At 71.2% G+C, this 26,757-nt stretch carries 19 protein-coding genes and 1 pseudogene; 14 read left to right on the top strand and 6 right to left on the bottom strand.

All coding sequences use genetic code 11. The annotated features are described in order from the left end of the window. Positions 1 to 5 precede the first annotated feature (5 nt). Both ACF1AG_RS10205 and ACF1AG_RS10200 read left to right on the top strand, forming a co-directional pair. Positions 6 to 1,178, top strand: a complete 1,173-nt coding sequence (locus ACF1AG_RS10205) for a ThiF family adenylyltransferase (RefSeq protein WP_391809591.1) — start codon at positions 6 to 8, stop codon at positions 1,176 to 1,178. Continuing rightward, positions 1,175 to 2,440 carry a hypothetical protein gene (locus tag ACF1AG_RS10200; protein ID WP_359604679.1) on the top strand — a complete coding sequence of 422 codons (1,266 nt, stop codon included), beginning with the start codon at positions 1,175 to 1,177 and terminating at the stop codon, positions 2,438 to 2,440. Before ACF1AG_RS10205 ends, ACF1AG_RS10200 begins: the two co-directional genes overlap by 4 nt. 161 nt (positions 2,441 to 2,601) lie before the next feature. On the opposite strand, the gene ACF1AG_RS10195 is transcribed toward ACF1AG_RS10200, so the two are convergent. Then, entirely contained in the window at positions 2,602 to 4,005 is a 1,404-nt protein-coding gene (locus tag ACF1AG_RS10195) for a phosphatase PAP2 family protein (protein WP_359604677.1), read from the bottom strand. Positions 4,006 to 4,488: 483 nt separating this feature from the next. Here ACF1AG_RS10195 and ACF1AG_RS10190 point away from each other — a divergent pair. From ACF1AG_RS10190 to ACF1AG_RS10155, 8 genes and pseudogenes are all read left to right on the top strand, one after another. Further along, positions 4,489 to 5,697, top strand: a pseudogene (locus ACF1AG_RS10190) (S8 family peptidase); the annotation flags it as partial. A gap of 102 nt (positions 5,698 to 5,799) precedes the next feature. Next, positions 5,800 to 6,963, top strand: a complete 1,164-nt coding sequence (locus tag ACF1AG_RS10185; RefSeq protein WP_359604597.1) for a DUF4190 domain-containing protein — start codon at positions 5,800 to 5,802, stop codon at positions 6,961 to 6,963. Between the two features lie 147 nt (positions 6,964 to 7,110). Beyond that, positions 7,111 to 7,863: a GntR family transcriptional regulator gene (locus ACF1AG_RS10180; protein WP_359604595.1), complete on the top strand. Its 753-nt coding sequence runs from the start codon at positions 7,111 to 7,113 to the stop codon at positions 7,861 to 7,863. A gap of 456 nt (positions 7,864 to 8,319) precedes the next feature. Next, positions 8,320 to 8,520 (top strand): SPOR domain-containing protein, encoded by a 201-nt coding sequence (locus ACF1AG_RS10175; RefSeq protein ID WP_359604593.1) that lies wholly within the window; start codon positions 8,320 to 8,322, stop codon positions 8,518 to 8,520. A 42-nt stretch (positions 8,521 to 8,562) separates the two neighbouring features. Then, positions 8,563 to 8,976 carry a (deoxy)nucleoside triphosphate pyrophosphohydrolase gene (locus tag ACF1AG_RS10170; RefSeq protein WP_391809590.1) on the top strand — a complete coding sequence of 138 codons (414 nt, stop codon included), beginning with the start codon at positions 8,563 to 8,565 and terminating at the stop codon, positions 8,974 to 8,976. 160 nt (positions 8,977 to 9,136) lie between these two features. Beyond that, entirely contained in the window at positions 9,137 to 9,565 is a 429-nt protein-coding gene (locus ACF1AG_RS10165; RefSeq protein WP_391809682.1) for an ATP-binding protein, read from the top strand. Between the two features lie 267 nt (positions 9,566 to 9,832). After that, the gene (locus ACF1AG_RS10160; RefSeq protein WP_359604589.1) at positions 9,833 to 12,472 is read left to right on the top strand and encodes a SpoIIE family protein phosphatase; all 2,640 of its coding nucleotides are present in this window, start codon (positions 9,833 to 9,835) and stop codon (positions 12,470 to 12,472) included. 112 nt (positions 12,473 to 12,584) lie between these two features. After that, positions 12,585 to 13,793: a hypothetical protein gene (locus ACF1AG_RS10155; protein WP_391809589.1), complete on the top strand. Its 1,209-nt coding sequence runs from the start codon at positions 12,585 to 12,587 to the stop codon at positions 13,791 to 13,793. Positions 13,794 to 13,797: 4 nt separating this feature from the next. Here the strand turns inward: ACF1AG_RS10155 and ACF1AG_RS10150 are convergent, their stop codons facing one another. Genes ACF1AG_RS10150 through ACF1AG_RS10135 form a run of 4 tightly spaced genes read right to left on the bottom strand, consistent with a single transcriptional unit; the run spans position 13,798 to position 17,700 of the window. Further along, positions 13,798 to 14,565, bottom strand: a complete 768-nt coding sequence (locus ACF1AG_RS10150; protein ID WP_359604585.1) for a succinate dehydrogenase/fumarate reductase iron-sulfur subunit — start codon at positions 14,563 to 14,565, stop codon at positions 13,798 to 13,800. Continuing rightward, the gene (locus ACF1AG_RS10145) at positions 14,562 to 16,496 is read right to left on the bottom strand and encodes a fumarate reductase/succinate dehydrogenase flavoprotein subunit (RefSeq protein WP_387794919.1); all 1,935 of its coding nucleotides are present in this window, start codon (positions 16,494 to 16,496) and stop codon (positions 14,562 to 14,564) included. The genes ACF1AG_RS10150 and ACF1AG_RS10145 overlap by 4 nt, the downstream gene beginning before the upstream one ends. 16 nt (positions 16,497 to 16,512) lie before the next feature. After that, positions 16,513 to 17,346, bottom strand: a complete 834-nt coding sequence (locus ACF1AG_RS10140; protein ID WP_391809588.1) for a hypothetical protein — start codon at positions 17,344 to 17,346, stop codon at positions 16,513 to 16,515. Positions 17,347 to 17,406: 60 nt separating this feature from the next. Then, entirely contained in the window at positions 17,407 to 17,700 is a 294-nt protein-coding gene (locus tag ACF1AG_RS10135; protein ID WP_048455819.1) for a hypothetical protein, read from the bottom strand. Between the two features lie 311 nt (positions 17,701 to 18,011). Here ACF1AG_RS10135 and ACF1AG_RS10130 point away from each other — a divergent pair, with 311 nt between their 5' ends. Continuing rightward, on the top strand, positions 18,012 to 20,243 hold the full coding sequence (locus tag ACF1AG_RS10130; RefSeq protein WP_391809587.1) for an ABC transporter family substrate-binding protein: 2,232 nt from the start codon (positions 18,012 to 18,014) through the stop codon (positions 20,241 to 20,243). 78 nt (positions 20,244 to 20,321) lie between these two features. On the opposite strand, the gene typA is transcribed toward ACF1AG_RS10130, so the two are convergent. After that, positions 20,322 to 22,238 carry a translational GTPase TypA gene (typA, locus tag ACF1AG_RS10125; RefSeq protein ID WP_359604578.1) on the bottom strand — a complete coding sequence of 639 codons (1,917 nt, stop codon included), beginning with the start codon at positions 22,236 to 22,238 and terminating at the stop codon, positions 20,322 to 20,324. A gap of 490 nt (positions 22,239 to 22,728) precedes the next feature. On the opposite strand from typA, the gene ACF1AG_RS10120 reads away from it, so the two are divergent. The 3 genes from ACF1AG_RS10120 (at position 22,729) to ACF1AG_RS10110 (ending at position 26,757) form a co-directional block, all read left to right on the top strand. After that, positions 22,729 to 23,769, top strand: a complete 1,041-nt coding sequence (locus ACF1AG_RS10120) for an ABC transporter permease (protein WP_359604576.1) — start codon at positions 22,729 to 22,731, stop codon at positions 23,767 to 23,769. Between the two features lie 103 nt (positions 23,770 to 23,872). Then, positions 23,873 to 25,675, top strand: coding sequence for an ABC transporter substrate-binding protein (locus tag ACF1AG_RS10115; protein WP_359604574.1), 1,803 nt, complete (start codon positions 23,873 to 23,875; stop codon positions 25,673 to 25,675). A gap of 104 nt (positions 25,676 to 25,779) precedes the next feature. Next, positions 25,780 to 26,757, top strand: a complete 978-nt coding sequence (locus ACF1AG_RS10110) for an ABC transporter permease (protein ID WP_359604572.1) — start codon at positions 25,780 to 25,782, stop codon at positions 26,755 to 26,757.

The raw sequence follows: 26,757 nt of genomic DNA, 5'->3' as shown, positions 1-26,757 counted from the left end.
GGACGATGCGGCGGCCCCGGATCAAGCCCGAGCACCGGGCCTACCGGACGGTCGACGGCAACGTGCGGATCGGCAGCGTCGTCCACGGCATCGGCGCCGGGGTCCTCGACCCCGACGGCTGGGTGTGGACCCTGGTCGGGGCCATGGACGGCACCCGCGGCCCCGACGACGTCGTCGCCGAGGTCACCCGGCGCCACCCCCGGATCGGCCTGGCCGCCGAGGACGTCACCGGCGCGATGGACGACCTGGTTCAGGCCGGGTACGTGGAGGACGCCGGCGGCCCGCCTCCCGACGGACTGACCGCGCGTGAACGCGAGCGGTACGGGCGGGGGATGACCCTGATGCGCTGGATGGACCTGCGGCCCCGCACCGGATCCTGGGAGCCGCAGATGCTGCTGCGCCGCGCCCGCGTGCTGCTCGTCGGCGTCGGCGGCACCGGCGGGGCGGCCGCCCTCGACCTCGTCGCGTCCGGCGTGGGCCACCTGCACTGCGTCGAACCCGACGTCGTCGAACTGTCCAACCTCAACCGGCAGACCCTCTTCGGCGAGGCCGACCTGGGCCGGCCCAAGCTCGACGCGGCACTGGCCGCGCTGCGCGCCCTGAACGCGGACACCACGCTCACCGGTGAGCGCCGCGAGGTGCGGGGCCCGGACGACCTGGAGGACCTGCTCACGCGGGCGCCCGACACCGCGGGAGACCCTCACCGCCCGTACGACCTGGTCCTCCTCGCCGCCGACCGGCCCCCGGAGATCCGCCGGTGGGCGAACCGGGCCTGCCTCGCCACCGGCACCCCGTGGGCGGAGGCCGGGTACCGCGGGCCGCTGGTCAGCGTGGGCCTGTTCGCCCCCGGCCGCGGCCCCTGCTGGCAGTGCCTGCGCGACACCGAGGTGGAACGACGCGACCTGCGCCTCGCGCCCGGCCAGGACGAGGACGTGGCGTCGCCGCGCATGCCGTGGAACCCGGTCAACGCCGTGACCGCGGGCCTGTCCGGCAGCCTGCTCGCGCACGCCGCCCTCATCCTGCTGTGCGGCATACCGCCCGTGGAACCAGGCTGCCGTTTCGGCCTCAACCTCATGGTGCCGGGCGACCCGGTCCTGCAACGCTCCGAACGGCGCGACGACTGCCCCGCCTGCGGCACGCGGCCGGTGGTGACCGCGCCGGACGGGGAGGCCCGGTGACGGACACCGCCGCCGAGGCGGCGCCCCGCGTCGGGCCGGCTTCCCGCGTCGCCCTGCACGAGCTGTCGATGCGGCGCGACCGCGACGAGTGGATCGTCGGACGCATGGCGACGCGCACCTTCGTCGCCCTGCCGCCCGCCGGGGCGCTGGCCGTGCGCCTGCTGGACGAAGGACTGAGTGTGGCGCGCACGCGGGAGCGGCTGCGCGCGGACACGGGCGAGGAGTTCGACATCGCGGACTTCGTCGCGGACCTGACCGCACTCGGGTTCGTCGCGCGGATCGACGGCCGCCCCCTGCCCGACCCGGAGCCGCCGCGCGCCTCCCTGCCGTGGCTGCGACCTCAGCACGTGCGGTTCGCCCTGCACCCGGTGTTCCCCGTCGCCGTCGCCGTCCTGATGGCGGTCGCCCTCGTCACCCTGCTGCTCCGCCCCGGCCTGCTGCCGGGATACCGCGACCTTCTCTGGAGCCCGCACGGCAGTGTGGTGCTGCTGAGCGGGGCGACGGCGGGATGGACGCTGCTGCTCGCCCACGAGCTGGCCCATCTGGTCACCGCCCGCGCCGCCGGGGTGCCGGGCCGGATGAGGCTCGGCACACGGCTGCAGTTCCTCGTCATGCAGACCGACATCAGCGGCATCGAACTCGCGCCCCGCCGCCACCGCCTGACGGCCTACCTGTCCGGCATCGCGCTCAATCTGTCCGTCGCCTCCGCGCTCGTCCCGGTCCTCGCGGTGACCGACCCCGCGTCGGCCGCCCACCGGCTGTCGGCGGCCGCCCTGCTGCTCGCGCTGATGCCGCTGCCGTTCCAGCTGATGGTGTTCACGCGGACGGACGTGTACTTCGTGCTGCAGGACCTCACCGGCTGCCGGGACCTGTACGGCGACGGGCTCGCCTACGCCCGGTACCGGTACCGGCGGCTGCTGCGGGCGCTCCGTCCCGGCGCCCGCGCGGCGGCGGGGGAGGACGACCCGAGCGCCCGGCTGCCCCGGCACGAGCGCCGGGCGGTCCGCGTGTACAGCGTCGTCCTCGTCGTGGGCACGGCCGTGTGCCTCGCGTTCATGGCCGCCGTGACCCTGCCCCTCGACATCGCCCTGCTGACACGCGCCGTACGAGGGCTGGCGCCCGGCAACACGCCCACGGGGTACGCGGACTCGGCGGCCGTGCTGGTCACCCTGGGCGGGGTCAACGTCCTCTGGCTGGTCACCAAGTGGCGCGACCACCGCTCACGCCGGCGCGCGAAGGCGCTGGCGCGCCCCCGGACCTGACACGCCGTCGCCCGACCGGCCCAGCCCGGCTCGGACCGGCCCGGCTCACCGGCTCCGACCGGCCCGGCTCACCGGCTCCGACCGGCCCGGCTCGGCCCGGCTCCGACCGGCTCCGGCCGGCTCCGGCCGGCTCCGGCCGGCCCGGACCGGCTCCCACCCGCTCAGACCAGCTCGGGCTTGGCGTCCGTCGCGCCGGGGTCCTGGGAGTCGTCGGTCCCGGTGGGCGCGGCTCCAGTGACCCTGATCGCTTCCGCCGCTTCCGCCGCTTCCGCCGGCTCCTCCATCGCCGGCCGCTGCCCCGGCACGTCCGCCTTCGGCTCGCGGTCGCGGTCGCGCGCCGTCCGTGCCGCCCGCGCCGTCCGCACGTACGCGTAGATCACCGCGCCCGTCACCAGCAGCAGGAGCGGGCCGTAGAGCCAGGGACGGGCGGCCATCTCCGTGGGGAGCCAGCGGTACGAGGCCAGCTGGGCGGCGAAGACCGCCGTGCCGAGGGCGACCAGGCGGACGCCCGCGCGGTCCCAGCCGTGGGCGGAGCAGCGCATCGCCGTCTCGATGGTCAGGGCGAAGACCACGCCGGCGAGCAGGTCGGCGCCGTAGTGGTAGCCGAAGCCCAGGGTCGCCGTGAGGGTGCCGACCAGCCAGAAGGTGCCCGCCCAGCGCATCGCCCGGGAGCCGTCGCGGGAGTGGATGAAGAGGGTGACCGCCCACGCGGTGTGCAGGCTGGGCATGCAGTTGCGCGGGGTGATGCCGTCGAACGGGATCGGCTGCGGGTCGGTGACCGGCGGCAGGATGTCCGGCCAGATGTTCGCCGTCGCCCAGGCGCCGCCGTCCGCGCCGTACGCGAAGATCGGGCCGACGACCGGGAAGATCATGTAGATCGCGGGGCCGAACAGGCCGATCACCAGGAAGGTGCGCACCAGGTGATGGGCCGGGAAGCGGCGCTCCACCGCCACCCGGCGCAGCTGGTAGAGGCCGACGAGGGCGGCGGCGAGCGGGAGCTGGCCGTAGACCACGTGCAGGATGCCCGTGCTGACCGGCGCGGTCGCGTTCAGGAAGCGGCCCACGAGCCACGACGGGTCGGCGAGTGCGTGGTCGGCGGCGGCCACGTACGCGTCGAGGACGGTCGCGCGGGTCTTCGAGGTGATGAGCAGCCAGGTGTCGCCGGTCTTGTGGCCGGCCACCAGCAGCAGGCCGAGACCGGTGCCCTTGAGCAGCAGCAGCCGCTCCTGCCCGGTACGGCGCGTGACGCCGAGGACCGCGACGCCCAGCACCACCCACAGCGCGCCGTTGCCGAAGTTCATGTCGGCGCCGAGCGCCCACCGCACCAGGAAGAACACGACGTCCACGCCCGCCGCGATCCCCAGTGCGATCAGCCGCTGCCGCCAGGTGAGGACCACCATCGTCAGTGCGAGGCCGCCGTAGAGCAGCGGGCCCGACTCGGGCGCGAAGATCACTTCCCGTGACTGCTCGGTGATCGGCCCTGAGAAGCCGTAGCCGCGCGCGACGATCTCCAGCGCGACGAGGAAGCCCAGGGTCACCACGCCCGCCGCGGTCCACAGGACCACGCGTGGCCGGCGCCACGGGGCGGGCTGTGTCCCGCGGTCGTCCCGCGGCGGTATTCGAGTGGGTTCGGTTATCAACTGGTTCGCCTGGTGATTCGGTTGCGGGCAGGTGGCTTTGCGGGCAAGTGGCGCATCGCGCGGGAGGGCAGGGTCTTCCGGTGGACAGCCGGTGAATGAGGACATCCGTCGTGAGTTCGAACATGTTAACGGGGGTGGAGGGGGAGTCCATGGGCCGGCCGTGCCGTCTCCGTGCCGGACGTCGGTGCGCGGTGGGGGCGCGGCGCCGGTGTCCGAATCGGAACGGCGAGGTCCGTAGGCCGCCGAGGCACTCTTGTGGAATTCCTGTGGAACCCTCAACCTTTCGGCTGACGCACCCGGACGTGGCGGCCGCCCTTGTCATGCTCCCGACATTGGAGGCCGTGCGTCCGTGCGTCACCGCACCACCCCCCACACGAACGCGCACCACCGATTGAGGAGGAACCCTCCATGGCAGTGATGCGTCACCCCCGGCGAAGACTGGCCGTCCTCGGCGCCGCGGCCTCCGCGGCGCTCGTCGCGGGCCTGGTCTCCGCACTCCCCGCGGGGGCCGCCCCGGCCGCACCCGAAGGCCGCATCCAGTACGCGGGCGCCGCGAACGCCGTCGCCGACAGCTACATCGTCACCCTGAAGGCCGACGCCGCCCGCTCGACCACCGCCAAGGGCCGTGCCCTGGCCGAGAAGTACGGCGCCGCCGTCGAGCGCACCTACTCCAAGGCGCTCAACGGCTACGAGATCGAGGCCTCCGAGGCCGAGGCCAAGCGCCTCGCCGCCGACCCGGCCGTCGCCTCGGTGGTGCAGAACCGCACCTTCACCATCTCCGCGACCCAGTCCAACCCGCCCTCCTGGGGCCTGGACCGCATCGACCAGCGCAACCGCCCCGTCAACCGCGCCTACACCTACCCGGACTCGGCCGGGCAGGGCGTGACGGCGTACATCATCGACACGGGCGTCCGTATCAGCCACAACGACTTCGGCGGCCGGGCCTCCAACGGCTACGACGCCGTCGACCGCGACAACGTCGCCCAGGACGGCAACGGCCACGGCACCCACGTCGCCGGCACCGTCGCGGGCAGCGCGTACGGCGTCGCCAAGAAGGCGAGGATCGTCGGCGTCCGCGTCCTGAACAACTCCGGCTCCGGCACCACCGCGCAGGTCGTCGCCGGCATCGACTGGGTGGCGCGCAACGCGGTCAAGCCGGCCGTCGCCAACATGTCGCTCGGCGGCGGTGCGGACAGCACGCTCGACGCAGCCGTCCGCAACGCCATCGCCGCCGGCGTCACCTTCGTCGTCGCGGCGGGCAACGAGTCGACCAACGCCTCGACCAAGTCCCCGGCCCGGGTGAGCGAGGCGATCACGGTCGGCGCGACCACGTCCTCGGACGCCCGTGCCAGCTACTCCAACTACGGCTCGGTGGTGGACCTGTTCGCGCCCGGTTCCTCCATCACCTCCACCTGGCGCACGAGCGACTCGGCCACCAACACCATCTCCGGCACCTCGATGGCCAGCCCGCACGTGGCAGGCGCCGCCGCGCTGTACCTGGCCGGCAACCCGTCGGCCTCCCCGGCGCAGGTCTCGTCCGCGCTGACCTCGTCCGCCACCACCGGCGTGGTCACCAGCCCGGGCAGCGGTTCGCCGAACCGCCTGCTGTACGTGGGCTGAGCACGTCCGCCGCGGTGCCGGCTCCGGCCGGTCCGGCGGACCGGCGCCCCGCCCCCGGGAGGCATCCCCGGGGGCGGGGCCCGTCACCGTCCGCTTACGATGCGCGTCGTGTCGATACCTCCGCCCGCCGGGCCGCAGTTCGAAGGCGGCGCCCAGCCGCCGTACTTCCCCCACCAGGGCCCGCCCGGTCCCGGGCCGTACTTCCCCCACGACCCGTACGGGCCCCGGCCGCCCGCCGCCGTCAACGGTGTCGCCATCGCCGCCCTGGTCTTCGGAGTGCTGTGCTTCCTGCCCGGCGTCGGGCTGGTGCTCGGGGTGATCGCGCTGCTCCAGATCAAACGGCGGGGCGAGCGCGGGAAGGGCATGGCGGTCGCCGGCGTCACGCTGTCCTCGCTCGGGCTGGCGCTGTGGACGGCTGCGCTCGTCACCGGCGGCGCGGCGGCGTTCTGGGAAGGCTTCCGGGAGGGCGCGCGCTCGGACAGCGTCCTGTCCCTGCGCAAGGGTGACTGCTTCACCTCGCCCGGCGGACTGGAGGGCTGGACCGTCAAGGCCCTCAAGGTGCCCTGCGCCGACGAGCACGACGGCGAGGTCTTCGCCCTCGTCGCCGTCCCCGGGACCGACTTCCCCGGCGACGACAGCCTCGTCGAGCTGAGCGAGGACCGCTGCTACGAGCGGCGAAGCGCCTACGTCATGGACGGCTGGTCACTGCCGGAGGAGATCGGCGTGTACTACTTCGCCCCGTCCGAGCAGAGCTGGCGTTTCGGCGACCGCTCCGTCGCCTGCGTGCTCGGCCGCGAGGACGGCACCCGCTTCAGCGGGTCGCTGCGCAGCGACGCGAGCACCCTCGACGCCCATCAGCTGGCCTACCTGGAGGCGGCCGAGGTGCTCAACGTCGCGCTGGACGAGGTGCCCGCGTCCGGCTACTTCGACGACGACGTCAGCGACGACCGGGAGTGGGCCGGACAGGTCGAGGAGGCGGTCACCGAGCAGGTGCGGCTGCTGCGCGCGCACACATGGCCGGCGCAGGCGCGGAAGCCGGTGGACGAGCTGGTCGCCGACCTGGTCGAGGCGCGGGTCGCCTGGGGACGCGCGGCGGGCACGGCCGACCCGGACGCGTACTGGATCCGTGAGGAGGAGGCCTGGGAGGCCACCGACCCCTCCCTGTCGATCACCGTGCGCCAAGTTCTGGGGTTGGCTACTTCACCGCCCGCTTACGACGAGGAGGCGGAGCGGGAGCCGGAAGCCGGTGAGATGGAGGTGTGAGCGCCTCCATAGTGGGGAGAAAGTGCCTGCGTAAAGCCCTCCCGCGGCAAAGGTCATCACATCGAGTGATTCTCTGGCCTTTGCTTGCTTCGGACAACCCAGGGTTGCCACTCTGTTGCTGTCTGTACAACCTGATGGGAGCGGCCAGTGACATTCGGTGAGCAGCCGGCGTACCTGCGCGTCGCGGGTGATCTCCGCAAGAAGATCGTCGACGGTCAGCTGCCGCCCCACACCCGGCTCCCCTCGCAGGCCCGCATCCGCGAGGAGTACGGCGTCTCGGACACGGTCGCGCTCGAAGCGCGCAAGGTGCTGATGGCCGAAGGGCTGGTCGAGGGCCGCTCGGGGTCGGGGACGTACGTGCGGGAGCGGCCCGTGCCGCGGCGGGTCGCCCGGTCCGGGTTCCGCCCGGAGCGGGGGGCGACGCCGTTCCGGCAGGAACAGGCCGACATCGGCGTGCGCGGCACCTGGGAGTCCAGCAGCGAGCAGACGGACGCGAGCGCGTCGATCGCCCAGCGGCTGGGCGTCGACACGGGGGACCGCGTGATGCGCACGAAGTACCTGTTCCGGGAGGCCGGCGAGCCGATGATGCTCTCCACGTCGTGGGAGCCCCTCTCCCTCACGGGGCGCACGCCGGTGATGCTGCCCGAGGAGGGCCCGCTGGGCGGCATGGGCGTGGTCGAGCGCATGCGCGCGATCGACGTCGTCGTGGACAACGTGACGGAGGAGGTCGGGGCCCGCCCCGGCCTCGCGGAGGAGCTGGTGCTGCTGGGCGGCGTCCCGGGCCACGTCGTCCTGGTCATCCAGCGCACGTACTTCGCGTCCGGCCGCCCGGTCGAGACGGCGGACGTGGTGATCCCGGCGGACCGCTACCGGGCGGCGTATCACCTGCCGGTGAAGTAGGAAGCCTCCCGGACGTACTCCCTCACGTCCTCACTCCCTGCCTTGCTGCTCGTCCGCCCGTGTCCTCGCCTGCCCGCGCGCCGCCCGCCGTGGGCGCCGCACTTCCTCAACCGCCCCATGACCCCCTCGCGCTCCCCTTCGCGCCCCGCGTCCTGACTGCGCCCCGGCGTGGGCTCGGCCCGCGCCGGGGCGGCGGGCGAAGGGATTTGGCCGTTCTGGCAGGTCGGCCCAGGGGCCGGGCGAGGCGGGTCATACGGCGCTGACCGGACATGTCGCCTCCGGTGCGCGGCGCATCCGCCACCGTGCGCCCCCTCCGTGCTGGCCGGTTGCGTGCCTGTTTGTGAAAAGGCGTATTCGCTCAGTGAAGGTAAGGCGTAGGCTCGGGCATATGCGGACTGCGGTTTCCTTACCGGGCGGGGCGCGGCACAGGCCGCGGAAGGCAAGTGGAGGGGAGCGATGAGCGACGGCACGGTGACTCTTCCCTGGCTCGTCGTGCGTCAGGACGACAACGGCAACCGCTACCGGGTGGGCCGTTACGCGACACGCGCCGAGGCGGAGAAGATCGCGGACAGCCTCGACGGCCGAGGCCACAAGCAGCTCTACTGGGTCGAACGCATCGGCCAGAACGGCTCCACCGTCGGCCGGCCCACCACCTGAACCGCCCCGGAGCGCCGGCCCGCCTCCCGTAGGCTCCGCCGTATGAGCGAGCGGATCGTGGTGGTCGGTGCCGCCCTGTGGCACGAGGGGCGGCTGCTCGCCGCCCGCAGGAGCGCGCCCGCCGAGCTGGCCGGGCTCTGGGAGCTCCCCGGCGGCAAGGTCGAACCGGGCGAGGCCCCGGACGCCGCTGTCGTGCGCGAGCTGCGCGAGGAACTCGGCGTCGACGCCGACGCCGGTGAGCGCGTCCCGGGCCAGTGGCCCCTGCGGACGCCGTACGTCATGCAGGTGTGGACCGCCCGCCTGCGAGCGGGATCCCCCGCCCCGCGCCCCCTTCAGGACCACGACGAGCTGCGATGGCTCACGCCCGACCGTGTCTGGGACGTCGACTGGATCGAGCACGACGTGCCCGCTGTGCGGGACACCCTCACCCACCTCGCAGCACACGACGGCGTGTGACGCGTTCACGGCGCACCGCCGTGAGATGACGACCCGTGAGCGCGCTGTCGGCAGGCGCCCGCGCGCACGGTGCGCGCCTCGCGCCGTTGTGCGCGGTACTCCGTCCGGGATATCGGGTATGTGGCTATTGACCACATGAAACCGGACACGGTCGGACTGCCTGACTCGCTTGGCGGGGGAGGTGATCCGCGTGACCGACACCGACGGCGACCGGGCCACGTGGACCTTCGCCGCGGACCCGAACGCGGTGCGGGCAGCCCGCTGGGCCGTGCGCGAACAGCTCCGCCGGTGGGAGCTGGACGGCGTCGCCGATCTCGCGGAACTGCTGGTCAGTGAACTCGTCACCAACGCCCTGCGGCACGCCACCGGACCGGTCGGCGTGTGCCTGGCCCGGCCCGCCGGACGGCCCGGGGTGCTGCTCGTCGAGGTGTCCGACCCCGTCCCCGAACCGCCCCACGAACGCGTCGCCCGGCCCGACGACGAGGGCGGGCGCGGACTCCAGCTCCTGGCCTTCTCCTCCCGCCGCTGGGGGCACAGGACCGGGCCGCACGGGAAGACGGTGTGGTGTGAACTCATGGTCCCCCGGTGAGGTCCCGCACGGCCGTTCGCAGGTGTGCGCGGGCTCGTGCCGCGCCCTGTGACCGGTAACCGTCCATGACGGTTGTCGAACCGGGGGGTTCGACGGCGTGTCCGCTGGTTAGAAGACTGGAAGTGTTCTCACGGCGTGGACCGAAAAGCATCGGGACCGTGCTGTGATCGTGAACACCGTGTTGTGCGGCGCCGTAGTGCTGGATACTGCGGGCAGCCGCCCCCGGTGACCGGTGCCGGACGCGGTGAGCTGGAGGGGACGGTTCGCGTGAGCGAGATACCAGCGAAGGCCACGGAGTCCGAGGACTCGTCGGGCGGCCCGAGGGACGAGGCCGCCGACGGCCTCCTATCCGGCGATGCTCCGTCCGGTGACGCCATGTGGCAGACCGCCCCGCCCGGCTCCATGTACGACTACATCAAGGTCGCGTCCTTCTCGATCGGCCCCGACGGGCTGGTCGACCAGTGGAGTCTGCGCGCCGAGCAGATCTTCGGCATCCCCGCGGAGCACGCCGTCGGCGCCGACCCCATCGAGGCGTTCCTCGAACCCGTCCGCAGGGAGCGCGGCCAGCGCAAGATGGCCGAGATCCTCGACGGCCGCGAGTGGACCGGCGTGGTGCCGTTCCGGCTGCCCGCCCACATGGCGGACGACGACCGCGACCGGGAGGGCATCGCCGAGGTATACGTCATGCCGACGCGGACCGAGGCGGGCGAGAAGGCCGCCGTCTGCATCGTCGTCGACGTCCGCACCCTGCGCCGCATCGAGACGGATCTGGCCGCCTCGCAGGCCATATTCGGCCAATCTCCCTTCGGCTTCGTGCTGATCGACCGTGACCTGCGGGTCCGCCGCGCCAACGAGCGGTTCGCGTCCCTCTTCGGCGGCACGCCCGACGACCACCGCGGCAAGGGCGTCCACGACTACCTGCCCCGCGGTGAGGCCGAGCGGGTCGCGGCGACCCTGCGCAGGGTGCTGGAGACCGGCGACTCCATCACGGACATGCACGTCACCGGGTTCGTCCCCGGCTCCGACGAGCGCCGCCACTGGTCCGTCAACCTCTACCGCGTGCACAGCGGCAGCGGCCGCCCCATCGGCATCGCCTGGCTCGGCATCGACATCACCGCCCGCCGCGCCGCCGCCCGTGAAGCCGCCGCCGCACGGCGCAATCTCGCCCTGCTGAACGAGGCCGGTGCGCGCATCGGCAACTCCCTCGACCTGGAGACCACCGCGCGCGAACTGCTCGACGTGGTCGTGCCCGGCTTCTGCGACCTGGCCACCGTCGACCTCTACCAGGGGCTGCTGGCCGGCGACGAGACCCCGCCCGGCCTCGCCGACGGCAGCGCCGAGGTGCGTCGCGTCGCCTTCGCCAGCGCCGTGTCCGACGGGCCCATCGGCGGCACCGGAGAAGCGGTGAAGCTGGGCGCCGTCCACCACTACCCGTTCAACTCGGCCTGCGCGGACGCCCTGCGCACCGCCCGCCCGCAGTCCGTGCCCGGCGAGGACGGCGGCCTGGTGCAGTCCACGCTCGCCGTGCCGATGGTCGCCCACGACACCGTGGTGGGCCTTGCCCAGTTCGCCCGCACCAAGGGCAGCGAGCCGTTCGGCGACCGCGACCGCGACCTCGCCGTGGAACTGGCCGCCCGGGCCGCCGTCTGCATCGACAACGCCCGCCTCTACCGCCGCGAGCACGAACGCGCGCTGATACTGCAACGCTCCCTGCTCCCGCCCGGCGACCCCGAGGCGTCCGGTCTCGACATCGCCTGTCGCTACCTGCCCGGCAACGCGGCGAGCGGCCGTACCGGCGAGGTCGGCGGCGACTGGTTCGACGTCATCGAACTGCCCGGCCATCGCACGGCGCTTGTCGTCGGCGACGTCATGGGCCGCGGTCTGCGCGCCGCCGTCGCCATGGGCGAACTGCGCACCGCCGTACGGACCCTGGCGCAGCTCGACCTCGAACCGGCGGAGGTGCTCAGCCAGCTGGACGAGATCGCCCGCGGTCTGGGCGCTCCCGGCGGGCCCTCCCAGGCGTTCACCGGAGGCGTTCAGCAGGCCACCCGCGCCGCCCGCCGCCCCCGCGAGGCGGACCTCTCCGAGGTGTACCTGGCCACCTGCGTCTACGCCGTCTACGACTCCGTCACCCGCCGCTGCACGTTCGCCAACGCGGGCCACCTGCCGCCCGTCCTGGTCGAGCCGGGGGAGAACGCGCTGATGCTCGACGTGCCGCCCGGCATGCCGCTCGGCGTCGGCGGGGAGCCCTTCGAGGAGGTGGAGGTCGAACTGCCCGAGGGCGCCCTGCTGGCGCTCTACACGGACGGCCTGGTCGAGAGCCGCGACCACCCCCTCGACGAGGGCCTCCAGGCGTTCGTGGGCGCGCTCACCGACCCTTCCGCGCCGCTGGAGGACGTCTGCGACCACGTCCTCAACACGCTCGACACCCATCACGGCGAGGACGACATCGCGCTGCTGATGGCACGTGTACAGGGCCTGCCCGCGGACTCCGTGGGCGACTGGACCCTGCCGCGCGAGCCGCGCAGCGTGGGCCGGGCCCGCGAGTACGCCCGCGCCCAGCTCCTCGCCTGGGACATGGAGCCGCTGGTCGACACGACCGAGCTGCTGGTCAGCGAGCTCGTCACCAACGCCCTGCGGTACGGCGAGGGGGAGATCAGACTCCGGCTGCTGCTGGACCGCACCCTGGTCTGCGAGGTCTGGGACTCGGGGCTGGTCCAGCCCCGCCGGCGGCGCGCCCGCGACACCGACGAGGGCGGCCGCGGCCTCCAGCTCGTCGGGTTGCTGAGCGCCGCCTGGGGCTCACGCCGTACGCCCCGGGGCAAGACGGTGTGGTTCGAACTGCCGCTGCCGGGCGCCGACACCGGCCTCACCGACCCGGCGGAGGCGCTGCTCAGCCTGTTCTGACGCCCCGTCGACCCGGCCGTGACCCTTCGTGATCATGAAGCCGTGGACGCAACCGCACCACCCCTTCCCCTCGTCCTCACCCCCAACATCCGACGACGAGGGGAACGGCGGCATGGACCACACGGAGACGCGGGACGGCACGGACGGTACGGACGAGCCGACGGACGACACGCGGGCGACGCCCGACCCGGCGTCCCCGCCCGAGCCCGCGTCCCGGCCCGAGCCTGAGCCCGCGTCCCCGCCTGACCCCGAGCCCGAGCCCGCGCCCAACCCCGAGCCCAACTCCGAGCCCGAGTCGGGCAGGAAGCGCCGCAGACCCTGGGTGCGCCGCCTCAGACGCACCGCCCTCGTGCTCGCGCTGGTGCTGATCGTGCCGCTCGTCGCCGTCGAGACGGCGCTGCGGGTCAACTACACGGGCGACCCGGCCGACGGCACCTACACCCGCAACCGGGACGCCATGTGGCTCGGCCACGCCTGGGTCGACGGGCGCAAGAAGGACGCCGACGTCACCGCCCTCGCCGGCCGTCTCGAGGACACCGGCGTCCGGGACCTGTACGTCCACACCGGCCCGCTGGAGCACGACGGCACCCTGCCCAGGTCGGTGTATCCGCGCGCCCGCTGGTTCATCGACGCGGTGCACCGTGAGCTGCCCGGCGTCCGGGTCCAGGCGTTCCTCGGGGACGTCCTCGCCAACGGCGGCCCCGAAGGGCTGGAGCTGGCCGACGCCGCCACCCGCGACGAGGTCGTGCGCAGCGCCGGCCAGGTCCTCGACACCGGTTACGAGGGCGTCCACATGGACCTGGAGCCGCTGCACTCCGGCGACGAGCACTACCTCGACCTGCTCGACGACCTGCGGACACTCACCAAGGGCCGGGCCGCGCAGCTGTCCGTGGCCGCCCACCAGATCGACCCGCTGCCGCACCTCCACTCGGTCGCGGGACTCGTCGCCGACCACCCCAAGTGGTGGTCGCAGGAATTCTTCGGCCAGGTGGCGCGGCGCGTCGACCAGATCGCCGTGATGTCGTACGACACCGCGCGCCTCTTCGAGAGCACCTACGGCGGATACGTGGCCCAGCAGACCTCGCTCGCCCTGGAGGTCACCCCGCCCACCACGCACCTGCTGATGGGGCTGCCCTTCTACTACGAGAGCAACCCCAGCCACTGGGGTCACGCCGAGACCGTCGCCGCCGCCGTCCGGGGCGCCCGCCTCGGTCTGTCCCGCACCGACCCCGACCGGGAGCTCTTCGGCCTGGCGCCCTACATCGACTTCGCGGCGTCGGAGACCAACTGGAGGGAGTTCGAGGAGGGCTGGGTCCGCTGACCGGTCACGAGCGGCGGCGGATCTTGTTCCCCAGCCAGACCAGCGGGTCGTACTTGCGGTCCACCGCACGCTCCTTCAGCGGGATCAGCGCGTTGTCCGTGATCTTGATGCCCTCGGGGCAGACCTCCGTGCAGCACTTGGTGATGTTGCAGTAGCCGAGGCCGTGTTCGTCCTGGGCCGTGCGCTTGCGGTCCAGGCCGGACTCCTCGGCCGCGTCCAGCGGATGCATGTCCAGCTCGGCGACCCGCATCAGGAACCGTGGTCCGGCGAACGCCGGCTTGTTCTCCTCGTGGTCACGGACGACGTGGCAGGTGTCCTGGCACAGGAAGCACTCGATGCACTTGCGGAACTCCTGCGAGCGGTCCACGTCCTCCTGCATCATCCGGTACTCGCCCGGACCCACCCCGGCCGGCGGCACGAACGCCGGGACCTGCCGCGCCTTGCTGTAGTTGAAGCCGACGTCCGTCACCAGGTCCCGGATCACCGGGAACGCCCGCAGCGGCGTCACGGTGATCGTCTCCTCGCGGTCGAACACCGACATGCGGGTCATGCACAGCAGCCGCGGGCGGCCGTTGATCTCCGCCGAGCAGGAACCGCACTTGCCGGCCTTGCAGTTCCAGCGCACGGCCAGGTCGGGAGCCTGGGTGGCCTGGAGCCGGTGGATGATGTCGAGGACCACCTCGCCGTCGTTCACCTCGACGCGGAAGTCCTCCAGGCCGCCTCCGTCGACGTCCCCCCGCCACACCTCGAAGCGGGCCTCGTAGCTGCTCACTCGTAGAGCTCCTCTTCGGCCAGGTACTTGACCAGCTCGTCCTTCTCGAAGAGGGCGAGCAGGTCGGGGCGGACTGGTTCGGTGGTCTCGCGGGTCAGGGTGATCTGGCCGCGCACCGCGTCGGTGGCGGCGAGACCGCCCGTGGGGTCGGTCAGCGTGCACAGCAGGTTGACGTTGCGCCAGGCGCGGTCCATTACGGCGTGGTCCTCGCGGGTGTGGCCGCCGCGCGACTCGGTGCGCTCCAGCGCCGCCCGGGCCACGCACTCGCTGACCAGCAGCATGTTCCGCAGGTCGAGCGCGAGGTGCCAGCCCGGGTTGAACTGCCGGTGGCCCTCGACGCCCGCACGCCGGGCCCGCCCCCGCAGCTCGGCGAGCTTCTCCAGGGCCTGCCGCATCTCGTGCTCCCGGCGGATGATGCCGACCAGGTCGTTCATCGTCTGCTGGAGCTCCTGGTGCAGCGTGTACGGGTTCTCCGGCGGGCCGTCGGCGGGCTCGTCGCCCTCGGCGGAGAACGGGCGCAGCGCCTCCGCCGCCGCCGCGTCCACCTGGGCCTCGTCCGCGCGGGGCCGCGTCCCGGCCTGGGCGCGCGCGTGGTCCGCCGCGTGCAGGCCCGCCCGGCGCCCGAACACCAGCAGGTCGGACAGCGAGTTGCCGCCCAGCCGGTTGGAGCCGTGCATGCCGCCCGCGACCTCACCGGCCGCGAACAGCCCCGGCACCCCGCGCGCCGCCGCCGAGTCGGAGTCGACGGCGATGCCGCCCATCACGTAGTGGCAGGTCGGGCCGACCTCCATCGGCTCGGCCGTGATGTCGACGTCCGCCAGCTCCTTGAACTGGTGGTACATCGACGGCAGCCGGCGCTTGATCACCTCCGCCGGCATCCGCGTGGACACGTCCAGGAACACCCCGCCGTGCGGGGAGCCGCGGCCCGCCTTGACCTCGGCGTTGATGGCGCGGGCGACCTCGTCGCGGGGGAGCAGCTCGGGCGGGCGGCGGTTGTGGTCGGGGTCGTCGTACCAGCGGTCCGCCTCCTCCTCGGACTGCGCGTACTTCTCCTTGAAGACGTCCGGGACGTAGTCGAACATGAACCGCTTGCCCTCGGAGTTGCGCAGCACCCCGCCGTCGCCGCGCACCGACTCGGTGACGAGGATGCCCTTCACCGACGGCGGCCAGACCATCCCGGTGGGGTGGAACTGCACGAACTCCATGTTCAGCAGCGGCGCCCCCGCGAGCAGCGCCAGCGCGTGCCCGTCGCCCGTGTACTCCCACGAGTTCGACGTGACCTTGAAGGACTTCCCGATGCCGCCGGTGGCGATCACCACGGCCGGGGCCTCCAGGACGAAGAAGCGGCCGGACTCCCGCTCGTAACCGAAGACGCCGCCGACCCGGTCGCCGTCCTTCAGCACCCGGGTGACCGTGCACTCCTGGAAGACCTTCAGCCGGGACTCGTAGTCACCGGTCTCCGCGAAGTCGTCCTGTTGCAGCGCGACGATCTTCTGCTGCAGGGTGCGGATCAGCTCCAGGCCGGTGCGGTCGCCGACGTGCGCCAGCCGCGGGTACTCGTGGCCGCCGAAGTTGCGCTGGGAGATCCGGCCGTCCTCGGTCCGGTCGAAGAGCGCGCCCCAGGTCTCCAGCTCCCACACCCGGGCGGGCGCCTCCTGGGCGTGCAGCTCGGCCATCCGCCACTGGTTGAGGAACTTCCCGCCGCGCATGGTGTCGCGGAAGTGCACCTGCCAGTCGTCGCCGGAGTTGACGTTGCCCATCGCCGCCGCGATGCCGCCTTCCGCCATCACGGTGTGCGCCTTGCCGAACAGCGACTTGCAGATCACGGCCGTGCGGGCGCCCCGTTCGCGCGCCTCGATCGCGGCGCGCAGGCCGGCGCCGCCGGCCCCGACCACGACGACGTCCCACTCCTGTCGGTCGACCACGGACATGGATGAAGGCCCCCAGCTAGAAGAAGCGCGGGTCGTCGAAGACCCCGGACGCGACGAGATAGACGTAGAGGTCGGCGACCGCCACGCTGACCAGCGACGCCCAGGCGAGCTGCATGTGCCGTGCGTTCAGCCGGCCCACCCACTGCCACATCCGGTAGCGCACCGGATGCTTCGAGAAGTGCTTGAGCTTCCCGCCGACGATGTGCCGGCAGGAGTGGCAGGACAGGGTGTACGCCCAGATCAGGACGATGTTCACCAGGAACACCAGGGTGCCGAGCCCCATGTGTCCCCACGCGTAGTCCTCGTCGCGGAAGGCGAGCACGGTGTCCCAGCTCAGCACGCAGGCGACGAGCAGCGCCGCGTAGAAGAAGTACCGGTGGATGTTCTGCAGGATCAGCGGGAAGCGGGTCTCGCCGCTGTACTTCCTGTGCGGCTCGGCGACCGCGCAGGCCGGCGGCGACGCCCAGAAGCTGCGGTAGTAGGCCTTGCGGTAGTAGTAGCAGGTCAGCCGGAAGCCGAGCGGGAAGATCAGGATGATGACCGCCGGCGAGATGCCCCACCAGCCGCCGAACAGCTCCCAGTTCGGGCCGCCGCGCATCGGCTCGCAGTTCTCCGCCAGGCACGGCGAGTAGAACGGCGACACGTACGGCGCCGCGTAGTAGTCGGCGTTGGCGAGCGCCCGCCAGGTCGAGTAGACGACGAAGGCGAGCAGCCCGGCCGCGGTGGCGGCCGGGGCCAGCCACCAGCGGTCGGTCCGCAGGTGCGGGGCGGAGATCGCGGCGCGCGTGCCGGATCTCACGCCGCCGCGGTGCTCGGGTTCGGTCGCAGGGGGTTCCGTACCAGTGGCCACGTCGTCCACTCCGGTAGGGGTCGGGGGCGCCAGGTCGGCGGGGCGGCGGTCGGGCGGGGGTCAGGGGGCGCGGCGGTCGCGGGCGCCGAGGCCCTCGTCGTCGGTGTCCACCCACAGCGACACGTCGTAGGGGGTGTCGGAGATCGTCACGAGATCGGGCCGCTTGGCCGGGCCCGCCGAGGTGACGGCTGTCTCCCGGAGCAGCGCGAGGCTCTCGCGCAGGTGGTTGGTGTCGGAGCGGACGCGGCGCAGTTCCAGACTGCCGCTGCCCAGCTGTTTCTCCAGGCGCCCCACCGACCTCATCAGGTCGTCGAGACAGCGCTGGACGGTCGCCAGTTCATCGTGCACGGACATGACGTGACCTCACTTCCACGGGTCTTTCAGGCCCAAGGCGGTGCAACGGTCATGCGCCTGCGAGTGTTGCGCGTCACACCTTGCGCTGTGAAGGGATGTGCATCGATTGGCCGAGGCGCATGGGTGCATCGTCCGGTGCGAAGCCGCGTGGCGCCGGGTGCGTTGCGCCGCACGGGTGGGCTTGGCGTCCGTGGCCGCCGTGTCGCCCGGTAATGCAGAACCCTTTCCTCTTCAGTGGGCCGCATACATCGGATGAACGCCCAATACCAAGTGTGATCACCATGCCCGCGGCTTTCCGGAGGTATCCAGAGATGTCCCACGACGGCATCGGCCCGCGCGCTGTGCTGCGCTCGGTCGCCTTCCTCACCGCCGGCATGCTCACGGTGCCCGCCCTGGCCGGATGCGGCTCCGAGGACCCCGCGGGCGAGCCCCTCGCGGGCGCGGACGTCGGGGGCGCGGACCGGTCCGACATCGCCGACGGCGGGACCCTGCGCTGGGCCGTGGACACCGTCCCGGACAGCCTGAACACTTTCCAGGCGGACGCCGACACCACCACCGCCCGCATCGCCGAGGCCGTCCTGCCGTCGATGTACCGCTCCGACGGCAAGGGCCGGGCCGTGCGCAACGCCGACTACCTGGCCTCCGCCGAGGTCGTCGGCACCGAGCCCAAGCAGGTCGTCGTCTACCGGCTGGCCCAGCAGGCCGTCTGGAGCGACGGCCGGGAGATCGGCGCCGCCGACTTCGCCGCCCAGTGGCGCGCCCTGTCGGGCAAGGACACCGCCTACTGGACCGCCCGCAACGCCGGCTACGACCGCATCGAGAAGGTCGAGCGGGGCAAGAACGACCTCGAGGTCAAGGTCACCTTCAGCCGCCCCTACGCCGACTGGAAGTCGCTGTTCAGCCCGCTCTACCCCAAGGAGGTCATGGGCACCCCGGACTCCTTCAACGACGGGGCGCGCAAGAAGCTGAAGGTCACCGCCGGGCCGTTCACGGTGGACAAGGTGGACACCAAGGAGGACGAGGTCGTCCTCGCCCGCAATCCGCGCTGGTGGGGCAGGACCGCCAAGCTGCAGAAGATCGTGCTGCGCGCCGTGCCGCACGACAAGCGCGTCTCCGCCCTCAGCGACGGCACCCTCGACCTGGCCGAGATCGACCCCGAGGCCGCCCGGCGCATCACGGTCGCCGCCCTCCCGCAGGAGGCGAACACGCCCCTGATGGGCCCCGAGGCCGACCGCTCCGCCGCGGACGCGCTGCGCTCCTGGGCGGTCGCCAACGGCTCCGACGAGGACGCCGCCGACGAGGAGCTGTCGGCCCGCAAGAAGCTGCGCAAGAAGGCGGAGAAGTACGCACGGCAGCAGAAGGCGCTCGGCGGCTTCGAGGTGCGCAGGTCCCTGGAGCCCGCCTACACCCAGCTCGCCCTGAACGGCGCCGAGGGTCCCCTGTCCGACGAGCGGGTCCGCCGCGCCGTGGCCCGCGCCCTGGACCGCAAGGACATCGCCGGGGCCGTGCTCAAGCCGCTCGGCCTGCCCGCCGAGCCCGTCGGCAGCCACCTCGCGCTGTCCGGCCAGGCCGCCTACGCCGACAGCAGCGGCGCCCTCGGCAAGCCGGACGCCAAGGAGGCCCGGGCGCTCCTCTCGGACGCCGGGTGGGTGCCGGGCGGCCCGGTGAAGGAGGAGAAGAAGAAGGACACCAAGAAGGACGAGGGCGAGGAGGCGGCCGGCTCCGAGGCGGACGAGGGAGACACGAAGGGCGCGGGCGGCTCGGAGGACTCCGGCGACGGCGACGACGGCACGTACATCGTCGGCGAGGACGACGGCGAGAACCACGGGACGGGCGACGGCAAGGCCCCGCACGACTCCGGCACCGGCACCGGTCAGCTCAAGCAGGGCGGCGCCCCCGCCGGCGCCTACGCCCCCAAGGGCACCGCGGTCCCGGCCCGCGCCGACACCGCCCCGGTCGCCAAGGACGGCAAGGCGCTGGTGCTGCGGTTCGTGCTGCCGTCGGGGCCGGGCTCGAAGACGCTGGAGACGGTGGCCGGCCGGATCGCGACGATGCTGGAGAAGATCGGCATCCGCACCGACATCTCCAAGGTCGACAACGACAGCTATTTCAAGGACCACATCGCGTCCGGCGACTTCGACCTGGCCCTCTACTCCTGGCCCGCGACGGCCTTCCCCGCCACCGACGCCCGCCCGGTCTACTCCAAGCCGGTCCCGGCCGCCGACGGCTCGCTGAACGTGGAGCAGAACTGGACGCGGGTCGGCACCGACCAGGTCGACCAGCTCTTCGACCAGGCCATCGCCACCCTCGACGACTCCGAGCGCCGCGACCTGATCCGCAAGGCCGACTCCCGGATCTGGGCGGCGGCCGGCTCCATCCCCCTCTACCAGCGCCCGCAGCTGGTCGCGGCCCGCAAGAACCTCGCCAACGCCGGCGCCTTCGGCTTCGCCACTCCGGTCTACGAGGACATGGGCTTCCTGAAGAAGTCGGCGCAGGGGCCGGAGGGCTCGCCGGGGCCGAGGAACAGCGGGTCCGGGAGCTGACCGGACCCGCCGGAAACGCGACGTGGCCCGGCGCCCCTGGTGGGGGCGCCGGGCCACGTCGCGTGCGTGGTGCGGTGATCAGCCGTGCTTGGCGCGGCTCGCGGCGCGGGCGCGCTCGCGGGCGTCCAGGTTCACCTTGCGGATGCGGACGGCCTCCGGGGTGACCTCGACGCACTCGTCGTCGCGGCAGAACTCCAGGGACTGCTCCAGCGACAGCTTGCGCGGCGGGACGATCGACTCGGTCACGTCGGCCGTGGACGACCGCATGTTGGTGAGCTTCTTCTCCTTGGTGATGTTGACGTCCATGTCGTCGGAGCGGGAGTTCTCACCGACGATCATGCCCTCGTACACCTCGGTGCCGGGCTCCGTGAAGAGCACGCCGCGCTCCTGGAGGTTGGTCATCGCGAAGGCGGTGACCGCACCGGCGCGGTCGGCGACCAGCGAGCCGTTGTTGCGGGTGGTCAGCGTGCCGAACCAGGGCTCGTGGCCCTCGTGGATGGAGTGGGCGATGCCGGTGCCGCGGGTCTGGGTGAGGAACTCCGTCCGGAATCCGATCAGACCGCGGGAGGGCACCACGAACTCCATGCGCACCCAGCCGGAGCCGTGGTTCGACATGTTGTCCATCCGGCCCTTGCGGACGCCCATGAGCTGCGTGACCGCGCCCATGTGCTCCTCGGGCACGTCGATGGTCATGCGCTCGACGGGCTCGTAGACCTTGCCGTCGACCTCCTTGGTGACCACCTGGGGCTTGCCCACGGTGAGCTCGTAGCCCTCGCGGCGCATCTGCTCGACCAGGATGGCCAGCGCCAGCTCGCCGCGGCCCTGCACCTCCCAGGCGTCGGGGCGCTCGGTCTCCAGGACGCGGAGCGAGACGTTGCCGATCAGCTCACGGTCCAGGCGGTCCTTGACCTGGCGGGCGGTGACCTTGCGGTCCTTGACGGCCGCCTTGTTGTCGGCGCCCTTGCCGCTGCCGCCGCGGCCGACCAGCGGGGAGGTGTTGGTGCCGATGGTCATGGAGATCGCCGGCTCGTCCACCGTGATCAGCGGCAGCGCTACCGGGTTCTCCTGGTCGGCGAGGGTCTCGCCGATCATGATGTCCGGGATGCCCGCGACCGCGCAGATGTCACCCGGGCCGGCCTTCTCGGCGGGCTTGCGGGTGAGCGCCTCGGTCATCATCAGCTCGGAGATGCGGACGTTGGCGACGGAGCCGTCGCGCTTCATCCAGGCGACGGTCTGCCCCTTTTTCAGCTCGCCCTGGTGCACGCGCAGCAGCGCGATGCGGCCGAGGAAGTTGTCGGCGTCCAGGTTGGTGACGTGGGCCTGGAGCGGGGCGCCCTCCTCGTAGGTGGGGGCGGGGATGTGCTCGAGGATCGTCGAGAAGAACGGCTCGAGGGAGTCGGAGTCGCCGGGGACCGTGCCGTCGTCGGGCTTGGTCAGCGAGGCGATGCCGTCACGGCCGCAGGCGTAGACGATCGGGAACTCGATCTGCTCCTCGTCCGCGTCCAGGTCGAGGAAGAGGTCGTAGGTCTCGTTGACGACCTCGTCGATCCGGGCGTCGGGACGGTCCGTCTTGTTGATGCACAGGATGATCGGCAGCCGCTGCTGCAGGGCCTTGCGCAGCACGAAGCGGGTCTGCGGCAGCGGGCCCTCGGAGGCGTCCACCAGCAGCACGACGCCGTCGACCATCGACAGACCGCGCTCGACCTCACCGCCGAAGTCGGCGTGGCCGGGGGTGTCGATGATGTTGATCGTGATGGGCTCCCCGCCGTCCTTGGGGTGGTACTTCACCGCCGTGTTCTTGGCGAGGATCGTGATGCCCTTCTCACGCTCCAGGTCGTTCGAATCCATCATGCGGTCGTCGACCTGGTCGAGCTGGTGGGCGGCGAAGGCGCCGGCCTGCTTGAGCATGCCGTCGACGATGGTGGTCTTGCCGTGGTCGACGTGGGCGACGATGGCGACGTTGCGGATGTCGTGACGCGTTACAGACGGTGCCATGAAAGGCGTACTCCCGGAGGTGGTGAAGGTTGCCCGCCGCAGACGTCTGTGGTGCGAGGGCCCTGCCGGGCTGGACACGCCTCGGCCTGCCTCCATGGTACGGGGCCGCCACCACGTGTGCCCGCGCGTGCCGGGGGGCCGGGGTCCGGGCGGCCGGCGTCCCGCGGACGGGGACGTCTCCGGGCGGTCGCACGTGCTTCCGGCAAACGCAACATCTCGTTCGCATATCGGTGATCCCGCGTGCGGGTTTCGGACATGTAAACCGAAAATGCGCACCTAATGTCCGGATTGTCGAATTCGGTTCAGAGGTGTCAAGCGCGCGCAGGTGTCGATCTCTGCAATATTTCCTCAAAAAAACGACGGTAGGGAGATCCCTATGTCGTACGCCCTTGACGCGCGTTGAGTCTCTTGGCGAAAGTTCCCCCAAACCGCAGAACCTGCCGGTATCTGCGCTGCGCTCAACTCTCCAACCCCCCGGGGGACGAACACGATGACCAGTCCAACTAAGGCTGAGGACTCCGGGTCCGCGGCTGTCTTGGACCCTGAGCTCACGGCGACCACCGATGTTGCCAAGGGCGAGAAGCAGCCCGAGGGCCGTTCCCCCGGCCAGTTGATGTGGCAGCGCTTCAAGCGCGACCGTACCGGAGTCGTCTCCGCGTGTGTGGTCATTTTCTTCTTCGTCGTCTCCGCGTGCGCCCCGCTCATCGCGAAGCTGTACGGGAAGGACCCCTACACGCTGTACGCCCAGGAGCCCGAATACCCGTTCCTGCTCGACGACTTCGCCATGCCGAGCGGTGACTTCGGCGGCATGTCCGGCGACTTCTGGTTCGGCGTGGAGCCCAAGCTGGGCCGCGACGTGTTCACCATGCTGCTGTACGGCATGCGGACGTCGCTGTACATGGCCGTGCTCGTCACGCTGCTCAGCGTGATCACGGGCGTGATCATCGGCCTGATCGGCGGCTACTTCGGCGGTCGCGTCGACTACTGGCTCGGCCGGGTGACGGACTTCTTCCTGGGCTTCCCCCAGCAGCTGTTCTTCATCGCCTTCATGCCCGTCGTCACCGCGATGTTCGTCGACCCGCAGGACGAGACCCCCACCTACCTGCGGGCCGTGGCGATCATCATGGTGATGTGGTTCCTCGGCTGGATGGGCCTGTCCCGTCTGGTGCGCAGCTCCGTGCTGTCGCTGAGGGACCGCGAGTTCGTCGAGGCTGCCAAGGTGTCCGGCGCCCCTCCCGGTCGCATCGTGCGCAAGGAGATCCTGCCGAACATCGTCACCCCGATCCTGGTGCAGGCGACGTACATCCTGCCGAGCACGATCCTCACCATCGCCTTCCTCTCCTTCATCGGTGTGGGCTTCGTCGAGCCGACCCCCGACTGGGGCCGCATGTTCAAGGTCGGCACCGAGGTGTACGAGCAGGACCCGATGTTCCTGCTCTTCCCCGGAGCGGCACTGGTGATCTTCGTTCTCGCCTTCAACCTTCTCGGAGACTCCGTCCGGGACGCATTCGACCCCAAGACCGGACGCTGAACGTCCATTGGTGGGTGGGGGAGCTGCCGCCCCCGGCCGGGCTACCGGACTGTCAGGCAGCAACTCGTGGACAACTATCTCGACAGGTAGGTGCATCGGCATCATGAAGCCCATCAGAACGCGTACCGCGCGCGCCATCGCCGTGGCCATCGTGGCGGGGTCCCTGACCCTGACCGCTTGCTCCGGCAACGACGGCGGCGGCAAGGACAGCAAGAGCGACGCGAAGTCCCAGAAGGACGCCGCCGAGCAGCAGGACCCTGTCGTCTACGGTGACGCGGCCGCGTCGACCGGCCCGGCGAAGGACGTTGCGGGCGCCAAGCCCGGCGGCTTCATCAACGTCTACATGCAGTCGGACCTGACCCACATGGACCCGGGTCAGATCTACGTCAGCGACGCCGGCCAGTTCTCGAACCTCATCCACCGAGGCCTGACGAACTACCAGGAGGACGCGGACGGCAACCTCACCGTCGTCGGTGACGTCGCCACCGACGCCGGCCAGTCCTCCGAGGGCGGCAAGGTCTGGACGTACAAGCTCAAGGACGGCATCAAGGACGAGAACGGGAACCCGATCACCTCGGCCGACGTCCGCCACACCATCGAGCGCCTGTACTCGAAGGTCATCTTCGACGGCCCGACGTTCGTCCAGTCCTGGCTCTCCGGCAACGACTACCGCAAGGCGCTGCCCGACGGCCCGTACAAGGGCAAGCACCTGCCGGACACCGTCCTCGAGACGCCGGACGACAAGACCGTCGTCTTCAAGTTCAGCCAGCCGCGTCCGGACCTGCCGCAGGCCCTGGCCATGGCCGGCTACTCCATCGTGCCCGCCAAGGCGGACACGAAGGCGAAGTACGACAAGGCCCCCGCGGCCCTCGGCCCGTACAAGATCGCCGAGTACAAGCCGGGCAAGTCCATGAAGCTGGTCAAGAACGACCAGTGGGACCCGAAGACCGACGCCGTGCGCCACCAGTACGTGGACGGCTGGAACTTCAGCAGCACGGTCTCCCAGCCCAGCCAGACCAAGCGTCTGATCTCGGACCAGGGCGAGGCCAAGAACGCCATCCAGTTCACCGACTCGGTGGACCCGGCGCAGATGGCCGACGTGGTCACCAACCCGGAGACCAAGAAGCGCACCATCCAGGGCTACCAGCCCTACGTGTGGCAGCTCACCTTCAACCTGGACCGCATCAAGGACAAGAAGGTCCGCGACGCGATCACCTACGCGATCCCGAACCAGTCCATGGTCCAGGCGGACGGCGGCCGCTACGGCGGCGAGGTCGCCGGCGGTCTGCTCGCCCCGACCCTGCCGGGCTTCGACGCCTCGTACGACCCGTTCGGCAAGCTCAAGAAGCCCAACGGCGACCTCGAGAAGGCCAAGGAGCTGCTGAAGGAGGCGGGTGTCAAGGAGGGCACGAAGCTCACCTACGCCTACTCCAACACGCCGCGCGGCCAGGCCCAGCAGGTCATCCTGAAGGACGCCCTGGAGAAGCTCGGCTTCGACGTCCAGTCGAAGGAGATCGACCGCGCCAGCTTCTACGAGCAGGTCGGCAAGCTCAACAACCCGTACGACATCTACATGACCGGCTGGGGCCAGGACTGGCCGTCCCCGTCCACGGTCATCACCCCGGTCTACGACGGTGAGCTGGTCGCCGACGGTGCGTCGAACTACTCGCACATCAACGACAAGCAGGTCAACGAGCTCATCCAGAAGGCCCTGAAGCAGGAGCCCGAGGAGGCGGCCAAGACCTGGGAGCAGGCGCACCACCGCATCGTCGAGGAGATCAACCCGGCCGCCCCGGTCTACTACTCGAAGCAGATCCAGCTCTACGGATCGAACATCGGTGGCGCCAGGTACAGCACCGAGTCGAGCTACATCAACATCACCGACCTGTACCTGAAGCAGCCGTAAGCCCTCAGTTCGGCTGACCGCGGGGGTGTGCGCCAGGCGGAGCACACCCCCGCGGACGGTACCCCTCACCTGCCGCCGCGTTTCGAAGAGAGCATCCACCCGCCATGCTTCAGTTCCTCATCCGCAGGCTGACCGGCGCCGTCGTCATCATGTTTTTGATCGGCGCCTTCACGTTCTTCCTGTTCTACACAGTTCCTCAGGACTTCGCTGCGCTGTCCTGCGGCAAGAACTGCTCGCCCGAGAACCTCGCGGTGATCCGCGAGAACCTGGGCCTGGACAAGCCGCTCCCCACCCAGTTCTGGGAGTTCATGTCGGGCATCGTGGCCGGCCGCGACTTCCCGCAGGGGCACTGCTCCGCGCCGTGCCTGGGTGTCTCCTTCGAAAGCGGCCAGTTCGTCTGGGACTCCATCATCGACCGCTTCCCGCTGACGCTGTCGCTGACCCTCGGCGGACTCGTGATCTTCCTGATCCTGGGCCTCGGCTCGGGTCTGCTGGCCGCCTGGAAGCGCGGCACCGTCGTCGACAAGATCGTCAGCGGCACCTCGATCGTGCTCAGCTCCTTCCAGATCTACCTGCTCGGCCCGATCGTCCTCGGCCTGCTGGTCTACAGCACGGGCATCATGGAGTTCCCGAAGGAACACAGCTTCACCGAGGAGCCCGGGGCCTGGTTCCTGGGGCTGCTCATCCCCTGGGTGGTCATGGCCACCATCTTCACCGCGCAGTACACCCGTATGTCGCGCTCGACGATGATCGAGCAGCTCCAGGAGGAGCACGTCCGCACCGCGCGTGCCAAGGGCATGCGCCAGAGCTACGTGTTCTTCCGCTACGCCTGGCGCGGCTCACTGATCCCCATCGTCACCATCCTCGGCATGGACCTCAGCGCCCTGCTGTCCGGCGCGGTGGTCACCGAGTTCACCTTCGACCTGGCCGGCATCGGCCGTCTCGCGGTGGACTCGTCGCTGACGAAGGACCTGCCGGTGACCATGGGTGTCATGCTGTTCGGAGCCTTCTTCATCCTGCTCCTGAACATCCTCGTCGACCTCGCCTACGCGTACATCGACCCGCGCGTACGGCTCAGCTAG

Origin of the sequence: Streptomyces sp. NPDC014764, assembly GCF_043082785.1 — a bacterium.
GTDB lineage: Bacteria > Actinomycetota > Actinomycetes > Streptomycetales > Streptomycetaceae > Streptomyces > Streptomyces althioticus.
Note: the sequence above shows the minus strand (reverse complement) of the source record. Positions and strands in the feature narration are given on the sequence as shown.